This window comes from Bacillus stercoris (genome assembly GCF_029772985.1).
In the GTDB taxonomy this organism is placed as follows: Bacteria; Bacillota; Bacilli; order Bacillales; family Bacillaceae; genus Bacillus; species Bacillus stercoris.
This window is the reverse complement of record NZ_CP121861.1, coordinates 3,022,577-3,038,949: the sequence shown is the minus strand read 5'-3', so window position 1 is coordinate 3,038,949 and position 16,373 is coordinate 3,022,577. Positions and strand designations below refer to the sequence as shown.

Sequence of the window (16,373 nt, the reverse complement as noted above, 5' to 3'; positions counted from 1 at the left end):
CGAAAGCGGCGCAACAGAAACTGAATCAACATAGGGGTGAGGTTGAGATGTTTTCAAAAGATAAGCTTCCTATTATCCTTTTTTTGTTCCTGGCAGGGGTAATTAATTACCTGGATCGCTCGGCGCTTTCCATTGCAGCTCCTTTTATTCAGGATGATCTCACATTGTCAGCCACGCAAATGGGCTTGATTTTCAGCAGTTTTTCGATTGGTTATGCCATTTTTAACTTTCTTGGGGGCGTGGCATCCGACCGCTACGGGGCAAAACTGACCCTATTTGTCGCGATGGTCGTTTGGTCGCTGTTTAGCGGAGCAGTCGCCCTCGCTTTTGGTTTTGTCAGCCTGCTGATTATCCGTATTCTCTTTGGAATGGGAGAAGGCCCGCTGTCTGCGACCATCAACAAGATGGTGAATAACTGGTTCCCGCCGACCCAGCGGGCGTCCGTTATCGGTGTAACCAACAGCGGCACCCCGCTCGGAGGAGCCATTTCCGGTCCGATTGTCGGCATGATTGCAGTGGCGTTCAGCTGGAAATTATCCTTCGTTCTCATTATGATCATTGGTTTGATATGGGCAGTGCTCTGGTTCAAATTTGTCAAAGAAAAGCCGTCAGAGAGGGTGAAGGAAGCACAGGTAATCAAAGCAGAAACGTCTCCTGGAGAAAAAATTCCGCTCACCTTTTATCTGAAGCAAAAAACGGTCCTGTTCACGGCGTTCGCTTTTTTCGCTTACAACTACATCCTCTTCTTCTTTTTGACGTGGTTTCCAAGCTATCTTGTCGAAGAGCGGGGCTTAAGTGTTGAATCGATGAGTGTTATCACGGTCATACCGTGGGTTTTAGGCTTTATCGGGCTTGCTGCAGGAGGATTTGTTTCTGACTATGTGTACAAAAAAACAGCCCGAAAAGGCGTGCTGTTCTCACGCAAGGTTGTGCTTGTCACGTGTTTGTTTTCATCGGCTGTCCTGATTGGTTTTGCCGGGCTGGTGGGAACGACTGCGGGCGCTGTCACACTGGTCGCTTTGTCAGTATTTTTTCTATATTTAACAGGTGCAATCTATTGGGCTGTGATTCAAGATGTGGTTGATCAAAACAATGTCGGTTCTGTTGGCGGCTTCATGCATTTCCTCGCCAACACGGCAGGAATTGTCGGCCCGGCTTTAACCGGCTTTATTGTTGACCAAACGGGCACGTTTTCTGGAGCGTTTTTGCTTGCCGGAGGGTTAGCTGTCTTCGCGTCACTTGCTGTAATTCGTTTTGTCCGTCCGATCATCGGCAAACCAACAGGAACAGAAGCTGAGAATCCGGTGTCTTATTAATCTGGAAATATAGTGGGAGAGGCGGTATGTTTGATGATACAATATACAGTAAATAATCGCAGCCGGTATGATAAGGAAGGGAATTAGATGGTAACCATAAAAGATATCGCAAAACTCGCTAACGTATCCCACACAACCGTTTCCAGAGCACTCAACAATAGCCCTTACATCAAAGAGCATACGAAGAAAAAAATAGTAGAGCTTGCAGAGAAGCTGAACTATACACCAAATGTAAACGCAAAAAGCTTGGCGATGCAAAAGTCACATACGATCGGACTTTTCTTTACAAGCATCACAAACGGAACTTCACACAGCTTCTTTGCAGACACAATCAAAGGCGTCAATCAAGCCATAAGTGAGGATTACAATCTCTATGTGCGCGGCATTGATGATCTGAAAAACTATGACTCCGTTACACCGATGAGGTATGACGGCATCATTTTAATGAGCCAAAGTGATATTGATAATTCTTTCATTTACCATATACGAGAAAAAAACATTCCGCTTGTCGTGCTGAATCGTGATATTGATGACCGCACCATCACGAATATTTTATCCAATGACAAGGAGGGCTCCCAGGAAGCTGTAGAATACTTTATTAAGAACGGACATCAAAACATCGCCATCATCGAGGGGATGGAAGGCTTTAAATCCTCCCAGCAGCGAAAGGAAGGCTACTTATCCGCACTGATTCAACATCATATTCCAATCAAGCATGAATACAGTGTCAAAGGACAGTACGATATGGAAAGCGGCTTTCAAGCGATGGAGCGGCTGCTGGCGCTGCCGAATCCTCCAACCGCTGTCTTTTGTTCGAATGATGACATGGCAATCGGAGCGATGAATGCGATATTCGCAAAGGGCCTGCGCGTACCTGATGATATTTCGGTAATCGGGTTTGATGATATTGGGTTTTCACAATACATCACGCCAAGGCTTTCAACAGTAAAGCGCCCAGTGGAGAAAATCAGCGTGCTCGGTGCGCAAAAACTATTGTCGCTGATCAGCGAGCCGGAAACAAAAGCGGAGAAAATCTTGGAAAACACAGAATTCATAGTACGTGATTCAGTCAGACGATTGACAACGTGATGCCCCGATTTTTTAGCGGGCATTCTTTACACAGAAAAATGTTAACGTGTGCATAAAAGAAGAGGGAGGCAATAAGGGTGCAGAAGCTGAATAAACATGTGTACGATCACTATACTCAGTATCCAGAAAAAATTCTCCAATTCGGAGAAGGAAACTTTCTTCGGGGATTTGTCGATTGGCAGATTGATCAATTGAATCAACACACTGATTTTAATGGGAGCGTGGCAGTTGTCCAGCCAAGAGGCTCAGAAAAAATCAAACGATTAAATCAGCAAGATGGGCTATATACGCTCTTTTTACAAGGAATGAAAGACGGAGAAGCGGTAAACGAGCATATGATTATCAACTCAATCAGCCGGGGAATTGACCTGTTTTCTGATTATGAGGCATACAAAGAATTGGCATCAAGCGAAGAGCTGCGGTTTATCATCTCCAACACGACGGAGGCCGGGATCGTATGTGATGAAAAAGATCGTTTAGAGGATAGGCCGCCAAAAACATTCCCTGGGAAATTAACTGCATTTCTCTACTTCCGCTATCAGGCTTTTAAAGGAGATCAGACAAAAGGGTGTGTCCTAATCCCATGTGAGCTGATCGAGAAGAACGGCGAAAAGCTGAAGGAAACGGTTCTTCATTATGCACATCTGTGGAAGCTGGAGGAAGGATTTACACAGTGGATTCATGAGGCCAATACATTTTGTAATAGTTTAGTAGACCGGATTGTCCCGGGTTTTCCGGTCGACAGCATTGATGAGATCACGGCAGAACTGGGCTATCAAGATGAACTGATAGTTGTGGGAGAGCAGTATTATTTATGGGTTATCGAGGGGCCGGATTGGATTGGAAAAGAAATTCCCTTTGCGGCTGCAGGGCTCAATACAAAAATCGTCAGCGACCTCACCCCGTATCGGACAAAAAAAGTAAGAATTTTAAATGGCGCTCATACAGCAATGACGCCAGTGGCATTGTTGTACGGCTTAAAAACTGTTCGGGATGCTGTCGAGCATCCGGAAGTGGGGCGGTTTATAAGAGAGCTGATCAATGACGAAATTCTTCCTGTTTTAAAACTGGAAGGTCTTTCTCAGTATGCTGACGATGTGCTGAACCGTTTTAAAAACCCGTATATGAAGCATTATCTGGAAAGCATTGCATTGAATTCCGTTTCCAAATTCAAAACGAGAAACCTGCCGACTCTTAAGGAATATGCTGAACAAAAGAGACAGCTCCCTGAACGCTTGGTGTTTTCCTTCAGCGCTCTTCTGTATTTTTATCAGGGTTACGAGACATTGCAGGATGATCCGGCTGTTCTTCAATTTTTCAAAGAGGTTTGGAGCCAGGAGGATGGAGACATGCTTCGAATTGCATCAAGAGTGTTAGGCGAACAGCGGCTGTGGGGAACAGATCTCAACGAGATACCGAAACTGACTGAAAGAGTCGCTGATTACTTGAATCATATTCATGAGCTGGGCATGCAGCGGGCTCTTGAACAATACAGCATACAAAGGGGAGAGGTACGTTGAAGTCGTTTATAAAGATTCATAAGCAAGATAATGTCCTTCTTGCTTTACGGGATATCCAAAAGGGAGAGCGGCTGCATGCGGACGGCGTGTCGATTGAAGTAAAGGATGATATAAAAAGAGGCCACAAGATTGCATTGCAGTCTATTAAAGAAAACGACAGCATCATTAAATACGGGTTTCCAATTGGGCATGCATCACAAGATATTTCGATTGGAGAGCATATTCATGTCCATAATACGAAAACAAACCTGTCAGATATCCAATCATACAGCTATACACCGAGATTTGATGAAAATCCGTATTCTAATGAGAACCGGACGTTTAAAGGTTTTAGAAGAGAAAACGGTGATGCGGGTGTACGCAATGAATTGTGGATTGTGCCAACTGTCGGCTGCGTCAATGGAATTGCAGAAAAAATGCTGCAGCGTTTTGTCAGAGAAACGGGAGATATCGCTCCATTTGATAACGTACTCGTGCTGAAACATCAATACGGATGCTCGCAGCTTGGCGATGATCACGAAAATACGAAGCAAATCCTGCTGAACGCCATTCGCCATCCAAATGCCGGCGGCGTCTTGGTGCTAGGGCTAGGGTGTGAAAACAATGAACTGGCAAAAATGAAGGAAGCACTCCAGGATGTAAATCTGAATCGAGTGAAATTCCTCGAATCCCAGTCGGTGACCGACGAAATGGAGGCAGGCGTTGCTTTGCTAAAGGAAATACATGAAGCGGCCAAAGGGGATACGAGAGAAGACATTCCGCTGTCCGAACTGAAGATCGGACTGAAGTGCGGAGGTTCGGATGGTTTTTCCGGCATAACCGCAAACCCGCTGCTTGGCCGTTTTTCAGATTATCTCATTGCACAGGGAGGGAGCACGGTGCTGACGGAAGTTCCGGAAATGTTCGGTGCAGAAACCATCCTGATGCAGCGGGCTGCCAATGAAGAAGTGTTTCATAAGATAGTCCAATTAATCAATGATTTTAAACAATATTTTATCAAACATGATCAGCCAGTGTATGAAAATCCTTCACCGGGCAACAAAGCAGGCGGCATTTCTACACTTGAGGATAAATCGCTGGGCTGTACGCAAAAAGCGGGGATTTCTCCTGTCACGGATGTCCTGAAATACGGGGAAGTACTCAAGACAAAAGGGCTGACGCTTTTGAGCGCGCCGGGCAATGATTTAATCGCTTCCTCCGCATTGGCGGCGGCCGGCTGCCAAATTGTCCTCTTTACAACGGGGAGAGGCACGCCGTTTGGCACCTTTGTCCCGACCGTGAAGGTAGCAACAAACACCGAGCTGTATGAGGCGAAGCCGCATTGGATTGATTTTAACGCAGGCCTTTTAGCGGAGGATGATGTTCATGAGGAGTATGTGCTGCGGGAGTTTATCCACTATATGATTGAGGTGGCAAGCGGCCAGCTTGTGAACCATGAAAAAAATGATTTCAGAGAGCTCGCCATTTTCAAATCGGGTGTAACGCTATAATAAGAGAAGGCTATCCTTCAAGCGGATAGCCTTCTTCATTAAATCAATTTTAAACCGCTGACTAAAATAATGGACGCCATAATAAATTGCAGCGGACGCGGGGAGAATCGAGGCGAAAGATGGCTTCCGATCAGCACGCCAGGAATTGAACCAATGAGCAGATTAGCTGCCAGCATGTAATCCACGCTTCCGAAGCTTGCGTTCAAAATGCCTGCTGCCGTAACGAGAAGAAAAGCATGCGCGATATCGGTTCCGACAATCTGAGACGCTTTCATGTTAAATAAGTAAATCATGGCGATTGCAAATAATGAGCCGGAACCGATTGATGTTAAGCCGACGATAAACCCAAACACAACACCAATAAGAATCGTCAGCGCCCGCTTATTTTCAAGCGGCATCAGCTGCCAGCGATTGGGACGAAGCTTTCTATCCAAAAACAAACGAACGATGATTGAGATGGCAACCAGCGTTAACACATATCCTAGAGCGTGCTTAATAATTTCTTCCTGATGCTGGTGGAAGGCGGGGAACAAATGCAAGATGCCAATGGCTAGCGAGGCACTCGGAATACTGCCGATGGCTAAGTATTTTACCAATTGAAAGTTAATCGTTTTCTGCCGCCAATGGGAGGCAACGCCAAACAGCTTTGTGATCGAGTTATATACAAGATCCGTACCGACCGCGATGGAAGGGTTAATTCCAAGCACAATTAAAAGGGGAGTCAATAAGGCGGCTCCGCCCACACCCGTCAATCCGACTAAGGCTCCGACAAACAAACCCATCAATATGATGCTTACACTCATGATAAAGGCCTCCTGAAAACCCGACTATTTTTATCAGATTATATATGATTAGGTCACGTTAATCAATTAAATTTTTTGAATTTTTGCACGTTAGCTGTTTGAAATTTTGGTATGCTCCATATCTTTATTCATTTGCCCTATGATGAGTGTCTGGTCGAAACCGGGAAGTGAGGCGGAAGCACAAAAAAAGATACCTTTTAACAGGTATCTTTTTTTCGTACGCTACATGCGCTGCTGATAGAAAGGAAGCTCTGTGTGGCCCATTTCCCGCACATAAACGAACAGGTTGCCTTTATGGTGAATTTCATGTTCCATTGCAAGCTGAAGCAGCGCGCGGCCTGTGACTTTTCTGCCGAAAGCGGATGTCAGATCAATTTCTCTGTCCAGCTGTTCTTCAGTCAGCTGTTCAAGGATAGCGACCGTTTTGTCCGTATATGTTTTTGCCAGAACATTGAGATCGGTTTCTGTCTCTTCCTGCTTGTTTTGAAAAGGTGAAGCATTGCCTTCTTTAATGACATTTGCGAACAAGTGGAACGACGTAAGAATGTGTTTGACCAATTCTTCCGCTGACATTGATGTTTCTGCCGGTTTGTAGCTGTAATGGTCTTGGCTGATTTTTTCAGCAAGCTCATTCGTCACGTTTCGATGGGATAAAAAATGGCTGACAATTTGATTGGATTGGCTCATTATGATCTCCTCCATATGTAAAAATAAATGGTGCAATGAAATCCTATATCAACGGTTACGAATTCACAAGTAATATGCTGTGGGATGAAACAAAATGCTATGTCAATCGTATATATAACGTTCACAAAATATGAAATGGAGTATAAACATGACAACCATACCTTTCATTTATCAGTACGAAGAAAAAGAGAATGAAAGAGCTGCAGCGGGCTACGGCACTTTCGGTTACCTTATCACACGGATTGAAGAAACGCTTTATGATCAATACGGTGTATTCTATGAGCTCTATGCCAGTGATGACCCGAACACGGAATACTGGGAGCTTCTTGTAGAAGATGTCCGCAGCGGTTCATTGGAGCCTGAGCATGTGGCATATATATTTGAAAAGCTTGAAAAGAAAACCTTTGCTTACGATGAAGATGAAAAAGAACCGGATTATACCGTCCATAAGTCTATAAGAAACAGTGTATACGCGTATCCTGAAAAGGGAGTTGCTTTTGCCAGAATTCCTTATTTTCAAGATGGGAGCATCATGAGTTTCGATTGTCTGTTTGCGGTTAACGATGAAAAGATGCGTGCATTTCTGGAGGGAGTCAGACCGCGTCTCTGGGAAAAAAGCAAGCGGAAAGTGACCGTTTTTACGGATGGAGATGGAGGGACTTCAAGAGAGCAGGAAGCCATTGTCAGAGAGGTTCAGCGGAGTCAGGTAATCATGAATCCGCTATTGAAAAAAGAGATATACAGATCAATTGATCAGTTTTTTCATAGTGATAAATCGTTTTATCAAACGTATGACATCCCTTACAAGCGCGGCATTCTGTTATATGGACCTCCTGGAAACGGAAAGACGACATTAGTGAAGTCGATCGCAGGCAGTATCGATGCACCTGTTGCCTATTGGCAAATTACTGAATTTACGTCGAGCGAGACAATAGAAGAAGTCTTTCAGGCAGCGAGACGCCTCGCTCCTGCAGTTCTCGTTATCGAGGATATAGATTCGATGCCGGAAGATGTGCGATCCTTTTTTCTCAATACGTTGGACGGCGCGACATCAAAAGAGGGGCTATTTCTCATCGGCACGACAAACTATCCCGAAGAGATCGATCCAGGTTTGATGAATCGTGCAGGACGATTTGACCGTGCCTATGAAATCGGGCTTCCGGATGAAGAGCTGCGGCTGGAATATATGAAAATGAGAGGCTTTGACATCTTTTTGAGTGAAGAAGAAATAAAAAACGCCGCAAAGCTTACAGAAGGCTTTTCCTTTGCACAGCTGGGAGAATTATATGTATCTTCAGCGCTTCAATGGCACCAAGAAGGGGATCATCATATTGAAACCATGGTGAAAGACATGACAGGAGAGCAAAGAAAAAGCCGGCAGGGAAGCTGGATGGAAAGAAACAAAGTTGGTTTTCACTAAAAGAAAGCACGGGTTTTTGAAAAACCCGCGCTTTTTTGTTGCGGTTAGCCGAAATTCGACAATTGCGGTTATTTTGCGTTCTTCTTTTTCTTGTAAATATGATAAAATATGACATATCTCGGGTAATTCAAAAGGGGGGATTAATTGAGGATGAAGCAGACGATTCCGTCCTCTTATGTCGGGCTTAAAATTAATGAATGGTATACTCATATCCGGCAGTTCCACGTCGCTGAAGCCGAACGGGTCAAGCTCGAAGTAGAAAGAGAAATTGAGGATATGGAAGAAGACCAAGATTTGCTGCTGTATTATTCTTTAATGGAGTTCAGGCATCGTGTCATGCTGGATTACATTAAGCCTTTTGGAGAGGACACGTCGCAGCTGGAGTTTTCAGAATTATTAGAAGACATCGAAGGGAATCAGTACAAGCTGACAGGGCTTCTCGAATATTACTTTAATTTTTTTCGAGGAATGTATGAATTTAAGCAGAAGATGTTTGTCAGTGCCATGATGTATTATAAACGGGCAGAAAAGAATCTTGCCCTCGTCTCGGATGATATTGAGAAAGCCGAGTTTGCTTTTAAAATGGCTGAGATTTTTTACAATTTAAAACAAACCTATGTTTCGATGAGCTACGCCGTTCAGGCATTAGAAACATACCAAATGTATGAAACGTACACCGTCCGCAGAATCCAATGTGAATTCGTTATTGCAGGTAATTATGATGATATGCAGTATCCAGAAAGAGCATTGCCCCACTTAGAACTGGCTTTAGATCTTGCAAAGAAAGAAGGCAATCCCCGCCTGATCAGTTCTGCCCTATATAATCTCGGAAACTGCTATGAGAAAATGGGTGAACTGCAAAAGGCAGCCGAATACTTTGAGAAATCTGTTTCTATTTGCAAGTCGGAAAAGTTCGATAATCTTCCGCATTCTATCTACTCTTTAACACAAGTTCTGTATAAACAAAAAAATGACGCTGAAGCGCAACAAAAGTATCATGAAGGATTGGAAATCGCCCGTCAATACAATGATGAATTATTTGTGGAGCTTTTTCAATTTTTACATGCGTTATACGGAAAAAACATTGACACAGAATCAGTCTCTTACACCTTTCAATTTCTTGAAGAACATATGCTGTATCCTTATATTGAAGAGCTGGCGCATGATGCTGCCCAATTCTATATAGAAAACGGACAGCCCGAAAAAGCACTTTCATTTTACGAGAAAATGGTGCACGCACAAAAACAAATCCAGAGAGGAGATTGTTTATATGAAATCTAAATGGTTGTCAGGTTTGTTGCTCGTTGCGGTCGGGTTCAGTTTTACTCAGGTGATGGTTCATGCAGATGACACAGCAAACACAGAGGGGAAAACATTTCATATTGCTGCACGCAATCAAACATGATGCATAAAAAAAGACCCTTAGGGGTCTTTTTTATTTCAGCTTCCATTCTTTTATCGTCAGCTCAGAAGATCCGCTTGCCACCAGCGGATCTTCATGCCCGATTTCCGCTGCCTCTTCCAGCGAATCTGCTTCGATGACATACGCTCCGCCTGTGGCGTCGCTGAATGGCCCAAACATTTTTAAGCGCTTTTCTGACTGTAAGCGGTCCAGAAATTCATAGTGCCCAGCCACATGCTCCTGATTAAATTTCTCCGTTCTCATTGTGAGCATTAAGTATGTATGCATATTCAGCCCTCCCATTGAAATTCAGTTTAACACATTTAACCATATAGCAGTTATAGATGATATGAGCTTTTCGTCCTACGAATGCCACCTATTTATGAAAAAAGAAAAGGAGAGATGATAGGTGAGCATTCCAGTAAAGAAAAATTTGGTTTCTGAGGCGAAATACGCATTGAAGTGTCCGAATGCAATGTCCGCTGAATACATTACCATCCACAACACGGCAAACGATGCGTCAGCAGCCAATGAAATCAGCTATATGATCGGGAACACAAGCTCGACAAGCTTTCACTTTGCTGTCGATGATAAAGAGGTCATTCAAGGTCTGCCGCTTGACCGAAACGCCTGGCACACAGGTGACGGCACAAACGGTCCGGGGAACCGCAAATCAATTGGCGTTGAGATTTGCTACAGCAAATCGGGAGGTCCAAAGTATGAGGCAGCTGAAGCCTTAGCGATTTCATTTGTCGCACAGCTTTTGAAGGAGCGCGGCTGGGGAATCGATCGGGTGAGAAAGCATCAAGACTGGAACGGAAAGTACTGCCCGCACCGCATTTTATCAGAGGGGCGCTGGGATCAAGTGAAGGCGGCAATTGAAAAGGAATTAAACGGGAGCGTATCAGCGAAAAAGGCAGCAGTCACTTCTTCAGCGTCTGAATATCATGTGAAAAAAGGCGATACACTTTCAGGGATTGCCGCATCCCACGGAGTCAGTGTAAAAACGCTGCAAAGCATCAATCATATCACTGACCCGAATTACATTAAAGTCGGACAAGTGATCAAACTGCCTCAGACGGCATCTGCTTCTAAAAGCCATGCCGCATCCTCATATCCGCTCCCATCCGGGGTGATGAAAGTGACAAGCCCGCTGACGAAAGGGACAAAAGTGAAGCAGGTGCAGGACGCTTTAGCCGCCCTTTATTTTTATCCTGATAAAGGAGCGAAAAATCACGGCGTTGACGGCGTCTATGGCCCGAAAACAGCAAATGCAGTCAAACGTTTTCAGTCTGTCAGCGGTTTAACGGCTGATGGGATTTACGGTCCGAAGACGAAAGCGAAGCTGGAGGAAAAGCTGTAATGAAAAGACGGAAGCTTCACAGCTTCCGTCATTCATCTTACATACAAACTGCGGCAAGCACCTTTTGAATATCATAAATGCTTTCATCTTTTTTAAACTGCTTTGAGACGGCGGGAAGTTCCGCGCCAGAGATCCAAATTTTCAGCTCTGAATCAAGATCAAAGCGGCCGGCAGTTTCCACGCTGAATCTGGAAATGCTTTTGTACGGAATTGATTGAAACTCCGTTTTCTTGCCTGTGATTCCCTGCTTATCTACAAGAATAAGCCGCTTGTCAGTAAAGACAATCAAATCGCGAACCAGCTTAAACGCGGCTTCAACCTTCTCACCCTCAAGTAAAATATGAGCAAGCTCTTCTTTCACAGCAGCCGTTGACAGTGTTGACGCATTGCCTAGTAAACCATCAATAAATCCCATCATATACCTCCTGTCCGTATTCTATCAAATCATACTATAAAAAGGTTTTCATTCATAGAAGAGTAGAGTAAACTGATGCTGACTGGAAAAGGAGGGCGTTCAAAATGAAAGATCGGTATGACAGCTTTGCGGCCCTTTCTGCTTCTGAATCGGAGTATCGGATTATTTATGAGGAAAAAAACGGAAGTGAACTTATCGTCCTCGGTCCCCACGGCGGCAGAATTGAGCCTGGTGTCAGTGAACTGGTGCGGGCATTTTCCGATCGATGTTCCATTTATTTGTTTGAAGGTGTAAAACAGCGAAACAATCGTTCCTTGCATCTCACTAGCATTCATTTTGATGAGCCGTTGGCTTTAGAAAAAGTGAATGCCCATGATTACGCATTAGCGTTTCACGGGTATTATGATCCAAACATCCCGCAAACATTGGTCGGCGGGACGGATCGCAAAAAAGCCGAGCTTATTTGTGAGCGTCTGAATGAAGCGGGTTTCAGCGCCGAACTCACTAGTGAGAAAGATCGGCTGGCAGGTGTACATCCAAACAATATTGTCAATCGGACGAAAAGAGAAATGGGGCTCCAATTGGAGGTGAGCACTGCACAAAGAAACGTGCTGTTCTGCAATTTTGGGTGCCGTGATAAAAGCTACATACAAAACGATTTGTTTGATCGATATGTGGAAGCCGTCAAACTTGGCTTTTATAAATAAAACCAGACGGGACCTGCACGGTCGGCCCATTCCTTCATACGCTGGGGTTGTGCGAAAGTGTAGGGAGGAATGATTCATGTTTTATCATATAAAAGAGCTTCAATATCAAGCAAAGCCAGCTCATCCCGATCCGGTTTATGCGAAAAAGCTCCAAGAGGTGCTGGGCGGCCAATACGGTGAGATCAGTGTTATGATGCAGTATTTGTTTCAGGGTTTTAACTGCCGTGCAGATGCGAAATATAAAGATTTGCTTTATGATGTCGGTACAGAAGAGATCGGGCATGTGGAAATGCTTGCGACGATGATCTCCAGGCTTTTGGACAATGCACCGGCTGATGTGCAGGAAAATGCTTATAAAAGTGATCCTGCTGTGGCAGCGGTGTTGTCCGGAATGAACCCGCAGCATGCGATTGTCGCAGGTTTAGGCGCGATGGCGGCTGACAGCGAAGGATATCCATGGAATGCCAAATATATTATTTCAAGCGGAAATTTGCTCGCAGATTTTCGCGCCAACTTAAATGCGGAATCCCAAGGGCGCCTTCAGGTGACACGGCTTTATGCCATGACCGATGATCCAGGGGTAAGAGATATGCTGTCATTTTTGATTGCAAGGGATACTTATCATCAAAATATGTGGTATGCGGCCATTAAAGAGCTGGAGGAAAGAGAACGGGATATTGTCGTCCCGACGACGTTTCCGCGTGAGCTCGAAAAGCAGGAAGTCTCCTATGATCTGTTTAACTTTTCCAGAGGGGATGAAAGCTCACAAGGAAGATGGGCACATGGGGAAGCCTTTGATGGCCGGGGTGAATTCAGGTATATCCCGGCTCCGATTGCGTTCGCATCTGCGTCTCATCTTAAACCGGCGCCAATGTGGCTGCAGAATACCATTCCACCGATGTCAAAATATTAATATCTCTGCCGGGCTGAGGATAAATGTCCCCAGCCCTTTTGGATCAGATGTTTTTGCCGACATGATAGAACGCTTTTTCCTCTGCGACTTGCAAGTGCTGCTGATCGCTTTCCTCGTACGCATTTGGCCGCTTGTGAGCTAATAAATAAGCGAGCCGCTTCTGAAATTGAATACCTGCTTTACGCCGTTCAAACATGTCAAGCCTTTTTTCAGCAAATTCCTTTGTTACCCGGAATACCGCCGCAATTGTGGCGAGTGCCTGGCTTCTCCATTGCGGCAGTTCCATCTGCAACAGCATAAAGGTTGGCACACAGAAGTGGTACATAAATTGATTCGCCTGAAATTCCTGCAGTTCTCTGAAGAGCTTGTTCATCTGAAAGTGATTGCCTGCATGCTTTAGCACGTGGCACAGCTCATGGCCAAAATCCTCCCATTGCTCTTCCCGTGACTTTTTTTGGTTCAATACGATACTGTACATGCCGTCGTATTTCACCATCATGCTCCCCATATCCTCAAAATGCACCCAAATATCCAGGTCCTTTGCGATTTTCAGCATGTCAATGTGATGAGGGGATGTGATGCCCAGACGGGTGTACAAATTTTTAACGTATTCCTCCAGATGTGATAAGTAATCGCCCAATTGAATACTCCCTTTCGAACGTGTGTTCTGTTTTTAGCGAGAAAGAAAAGCCCGTATAGGACTGGAAAGTAGTGTAGAAATCTTTCCCTTTTCTTTAAAAAATAAACACTTTTTCTTTATATCGGTCTATTTTTAATATGTTTTAGAGAACAGAGAACGATTTATTAATTTTTCGGTTTACGGTTTTTCTCTTTTTCTTTTAAATAGTTGATAAATTCGATGGCCTGCTGTTTGCTTTCTGGGGAAAAATCCTGCATATCACGGTATGCAAGCTGCAGGTCCGGATCTGAGAACATATCGTCGTCGGATTTTTTGTCTTTACCCGTTAATAAGTAATCAGTCGTTACTTGAAAGTAATCAGCCAGTTTTTGGAGTGTGTCGTAATCAGGTTCGCTTCGCCCGTTTTCATAGTGGGAATATCGTGCCCGTGACACACCGATGTGTGATGCGATTTCTTCCTGTGTCCTTTTCCCTCTGAGACTTTTCAATCTGCCGCCTATCATACTATGACCTCTCTTTTTTAAACTCCCTAAGTTACTTATGATTATAGATACAATATGTATCAAAATAAAGTTATGATAAAAAAAGTATCAAAAATAACTTGATGATACCGATTGTATCGTTTATACTTGGTAACAGTTGATACGAAATGTATCGAAAACAGATCAGGAGAGTGATCACATGTATCCAATCCAAATTGTTTTTAGTGAAAATCCCATAGATCAGCGCCATCTCGGACAATCCGGCGGCACCATTTCGTTTACGGCATGCGGCCTTCCGGTGTTCCACTTTGAAACGCAAGAGCAGTTTCAAGCATACATGATGTTAAAAGGAGAAGCGGCGTACAATGAAAAACGATAAAAGCTATCCTTTTCCGATGTATTCAGGACTATTGGATTCAGAACATTATGACAAAATCGGACCGGCACTATGGCTGTTTCTCTGGTTTATCAGCTCAACAACAAAAGAAATCGAAAAAGACGGCGTAAGCTGGGGCATCGTACTCGGCCATAAGCCATTAAAAGCGAGAGAAATGGCGGCAGTCTTCGGTGTAAGTGAAAAAACCGTCAGAAGGTGGCTAGAGCTTCTCGAAACCCATGAGTACATAAAGGCAGTCCGTGCGCCATACGGACTGGTGATTTCGGTTAAGCATTCCAAAAAATTCGCCTTCAGATCGGACAAAATAGTGCACCGGAGTATAAAAGAACGGTCATTTTCGCCGCAGACACCGGACACAAGCGACCGCACAGATAAAGATAAAACAAACAAATATACTGCTGCTGATGAGGCAGTGGATCACATTGCGAAGCGGTTTACAGAATTACGGTCGGCTCAAGAAGGACGCACCGTATATCCTTCCTCAAGAGATTATCAAGCCATCGCCCGCATTGTTGCTATCGGCGTTCCTGTCACGCAAACAATCAAATGGCTTGAGGAATGCTTTCAAGCTTTTGAAAACCGGCGGACTTCCGCTTCAGAAACAATCAAGGCCTTTCGCTACTGCTCGAAATTCATTGAAGACCGATTTAACGCGCAGCAAGCCAAAAAGAATGTTGCAATTCAGCATGAGAGGATGAAAAAACATGACAAAACGAACAATCGAACAGATTTTAGACGAGCTGAGAAGAGGGAGACGTCCATTACTGGCGGACAAACCGGCCGAATTAGACGCAGGCCGGTATGATTGCCTGCGCTGCAAGGACCAGGGAGGTTATCTCGTCAAGCAGAATGGCCTGGAAGTCTGGACGATGTGCAGCTGCATGGCAGAACGGAAAGTGAAGCGGCTGCTGGGGGCAAGTGAGATTACTCACGCTTTCAGACAGCTGGGCTTCAAGGAATTCCGCACGGAGGGAAAGCCGCAGGCCATAAAAGACGCGTTTGAATGTACTAAAGAGTATGTGGCGGATTATGGACAAATCAAGGATTGCCGGAAAAACAGCATTGCCCTTCTAGGACAGCCCGGTTCAGGGAAAACGCACCTTTTGACCGCCGCTGCCAATGAATTAATGAGAACTTGCTATGTGCCTGTCATTTATTTTCCGTTTGTGGAGGGCTTTACCGATCTGAAAAATGACTTTGACCTATTAGAAGCAAAGCTGAACCGGATGAAGCAAGCGGATGTGCTGTTCATAGATGATCTGTTTAAACCGGTTAACGGCAAACCCCGCGCTACAGATTGGCAATTAGAGCAAATGTATTCGGTACTCAACTACCGCTACTTAAATCATAAACCGATTTTGCTTTCGAGCGAGCTGACAATTGAAGCACTTGTACGGGTCGATGAAGCGCTCGGCACGAGAATCTACGAAATGTGCAGTGACTATTTAGTGATTATCAAAGGGGCAGCCTACGAGCTGAACCATAGATTGGAGGGCGTCAGATAATGTGCAAGCTTTGTCAGACAAAGAAAGTCATTGTGGAGCATACAGGGATTGGAGTCGTTTTTCATCCATGTCCGAACTGTCGGTCCGGCACTGATTTAACGCCTGTCATTCAAAAGCTGGAGCAAATGCTGACAGCGGGAAAAGCGAGGCTGAATGTCCGTGATTAAACAGCTGACTGCCCTGATCGCTTTGCTGTTTCGGGCAAAGCGAACAGAAAAAAACAT

At 44.6% G+C, this 16,373-nt stretch carries 20 protein-coding genes; 14 read left to right on the top strand and 6 right to left on the bottom strand.

What is annotated here, in order from left to right:
* The first annotated feature begins 47 nt into the window (after positions 1 to 47).
* The 4 genes from QA442_RS15840 to QA442_RS15825 all read left to right on the top strand — a co-directional run bounded on the left by QA442_RS15840 (position 48) and on the right by QA442_RS15825 (position 5,415).
* Entirely contained in the window at positions 48 to 1,316 is a 1,269-nt protein-coding gene (locus tag QA442_RS15840) for an MFS transporter (RefSeq protein WP_095432571.1), read from the top strand.
* An 87-nt stretch (positions 1,317 to 1,403) separates the two neighbouring features.
* Entirely contained in the window at positions 1,404 to 2,405 is a 1,002-nt protein-coding gene (locus tag QA442_RS15835; protein WP_095432570.1) for a LacI family DNA-binding transcriptional regulator, read from the top strand.
* Positions 2,406 to 2,482: 77 nt separating this feature from the next.
* Positions 2,483 to 3,925 carry a tagaturonate reductase gene (locus QA442_RS15830; protein WP_071580547.1) on the top strand — a complete coding sequence of 481 codons (1,443 nt, stop codon included), beginning with the start codon at positions 2,483 to 2,485 and terminating at the stop codon, positions 3,923 to 3,925.
* Positions 3,922 to 5,415, top strand: coding sequence for a UxaA family hydrolase (locus QA442_RS15825; protein ID WP_014663622.1), 1,494 nt, complete (start codon positions 3,922 to 3,924; stop codon positions 5,413 to 5,415). The genes QA442_RS15830 and QA442_RS15825 overlap by 4 nt, the downstream gene beginning before the upstream one ends.
* A 38-nt stretch (positions 5,416 to 5,453) precedes the next feature.
* Here the strand turns inward: QA442_RS15825 and QA442_RS15820 are convergent, their stop codons facing one another.
* The gene (locus QA442_RS15820) at positions 5,454 to 6,218 is read right to left on the bottom strand and encodes a sulfite exporter TauE/SafE family protein (protein WP_014663623.1); all 765 of its coding nucleotides are present in this window, start codon (positions 6,216 to 6,218) and stop codon (positions 5,454 to 5,456) included.
* Positions 6,219 to 6,440: 222 nt separating this feature from the next.
* Positions 6,441 to 6,905: a DinB family protein gene (locus tag QA442_RS15815; protein ID WP_014663624.1), complete on the bottom strand. Its 465-nt coding sequence runs from the start codon at positions 6,903 to 6,905 to the stop codon at positions 6,441 to 6,443.
* Positions 6,906 to 7,053: 148 nt separating this feature from the next.
* Here QA442_RS15815 and yjoB point away from each other — a divergent pair, with 148 nt between their 5' ends.
* The 3 genes from yjoB (at position 7,054) to phrA (ending at position 9,730) form a co-directional block, all read left to right on the top strand.
* Positions 7,054 to 8,325 (top strand): ATPase YjoB, encoded by a 1,272-nt coding sequence (yjoB, locus tag QA442_RS15810; RefSeq protein ID WP_095432569.1) that lies wholly within the window; start codon positions 7,054 to 7,056, stop codon positions 8,323 to 8,325.
* A gap of 144 nt (positions 8,326 to 8,469) precedes the next feature.
* Entirely contained in the window at positions 8,470 to 9,606 is a 1,137-nt protein-coding gene (rapA, locus tag QA442_RS15805) for a response regulator aspartate phosphatase RapA (RefSeq protein WP_095432568.1), read from the top strand.
* On the top strand, positions 9,596 to 9,730 hold the full coding sequence (gene phrA / locus QA442_RS15800) for a phosphatase RapA inhibitor PhrA (RefSeq protein WP_095432567.1): 135 nt from the start codon (positions 9,596 to 9,598) through the stop codon (positions 9,728 to 9,730). Before rapA ends, phrA begins: the two co-directional genes overlap by 11 nt.
* 30 nt (positions 9,731 to 9,760) lie before the next feature.
* On the opposite strand, the gene QA442_RS15795 is transcribed toward phrA, so the two are convergent.
* Entirely contained in the window at positions 9,761 to 10,015 is a 255-nt protein-coding gene (locus QA442_RS15795; protein WP_095432566.1) for a YciI family protein, read from the bottom strand.
* Positions 10,016 to 10,136: 121 nt separating this feature from the next.
* Between QA442_RS15795 and QA442_RS15790 the strand changes: the two genes are divergently transcribed.
* Positions 10,137 to 11,090 (top strand): N-acetylmuramoyl-L-alanine amidase, encoded by a 954-nt coding sequence (locus tag QA442_RS15790; protein WP_069838939.1) that lies wholly within the window; start codon positions 10,137 to 10,139, stop codon positions 11,088 to 11,090.
* Between the two features lie 37 nt (positions 11,091 to 11,127).
* Here the strand turns inward: QA442_RS15790 and QA442_RS15785 are convergent, their stop codons facing one another.
* Complete coding sequence (locus QA442_RS15785; RefSeq protein WP_014479546.1) at positions 11,128 to 11,505, bottom strand: PH domain-containing protein; 378 nt, start codon at positions 11,503 to 11,505, stop codon at positions 11,128 to 11,130.
* Between the two features lie 104 nt (positions 11,506 to 11,609).
* On the opposite strand from QA442_RS15785, the gene QA442_RS15780 reads away from it, so the two are divergent.
* Together QA442_RS15780 and QA442_RS15775 are read left to right on the top strand one after the other, a co-directional pair.
* Positions 11,610 to 12,212 (top strand): poly-gamma-glutamate hydrolase family protein, encoded by a 603-nt coding sequence (locus QA442_RS15780; RefSeq protein ID WP_095432565.1) that lies wholly within the window; start codon positions 11,610 to 11,612, stop codon positions 12,210 to 12,212.
* A gap of 76 nt (positions 12,213 to 12,288) precedes the next feature.
* Positions 12,289 to 13,125 (top strand): manganese catalase, encoded by an 837-nt coding sequence (locus tag QA442_RS15775; protein WP_279473299.1) that lies wholly within the window; start codon positions 12,289 to 12,291, stop codon positions 13,123 to 13,125.
* A 43-nt stretch (positions 13,126 to 13,168) separates the two neighbouring features.
* Here the strand turns inward: QA442_RS15775 and QA442_RS15770 are convergent, their stop codons facing one another.
* Positions 13,169 to 13,765 (bottom strand): ImmA/IrrE family metallo-endopeptidase, encoded by a 597-nt coding sequence (locus tag QA442_RS15770; protein ID WP_095432564.1) that lies wholly within the window; start codon positions 13,763 to 13,765, stop codon positions 13,169 to 13,171.
* 164 nt (positions 13,766 to 13,929) lie between these two features.
* Positions 13,930 to 14,268 (bottom strand): HTH-type transcriptional regulator Xre, encoded by a 339-nt coding sequence (gene xre / locus QA442_RS15765; protein WP_014663633.1) that lies wholly within the window; start codon positions 14,266 to 14,268, stop codon positions 13,930 to 13,932.
* A 178-nt stretch (positions 14,269 to 14,446) separates the two neighbouring features.
* Between xre and QA442_RS15760 the strand changes: the two genes are divergently transcribed.
* From QA442_RS15760 to QA442_RS15745, 4 genes are read left to right on the top strand one after another with little or no spacing between them, the layout of a single operon-like run.
* The gene (locus QA442_RS15760; RefSeq protein ID WP_003232712.1) at positions 14,447 to 14,626 is read left to right on the top strand and encodes a hypothetical protein; all 180 of its coding nucleotides are present in this window, start codon (positions 14,447 to 14,449) and stop codon (positions 14,624 to 14,626) included.
* Positions 14,613 to 15,449: a phage portal protein gene (locus tag QA442_RS15755; RefSeq protein ID WP_279473298.1), complete on the top strand. Its 837-nt coding sequence runs from the start codon at positions 14,613 to 14,615 to the stop codon at positions 15,447 to 15,449. The genes QA442_RS15760 and QA442_RS15755 overlap by 14 nt, the downstream gene beginning before the upstream one ends.
* The gene (locus QA442_RS15750; protein WP_095432562.1) at positions 15,349 to 16,149 is read left to right on the top strand and encodes an ATP-binding protein; all 801 of its coding nucleotides are present in this window, start codon (positions 15,349 to 15,351) and stop codon (positions 16,147 to 16,149) included. Before QA442_RS15755 ends, QA442_RS15750 begins: the two co-directional genes overlap by 101 nt.
* On the top strand, positions 16,149 to 16,316 hold the full coding sequence (locus QA442_RS15745) for a hypothetical protein (RefSeq protein WP_014663637.1): 168 nt from the start codon (positions 16,149 to 16,151) through the stop codon (positions 16,314 to 16,316). Before QA442_RS15750 ends, QA442_RS15745 begins: the two co-directional genes overlap by 1 nt.
* The last annotated feature ends 57 nt before the right edge of the window (positions 16,317 to 16,373 follow it).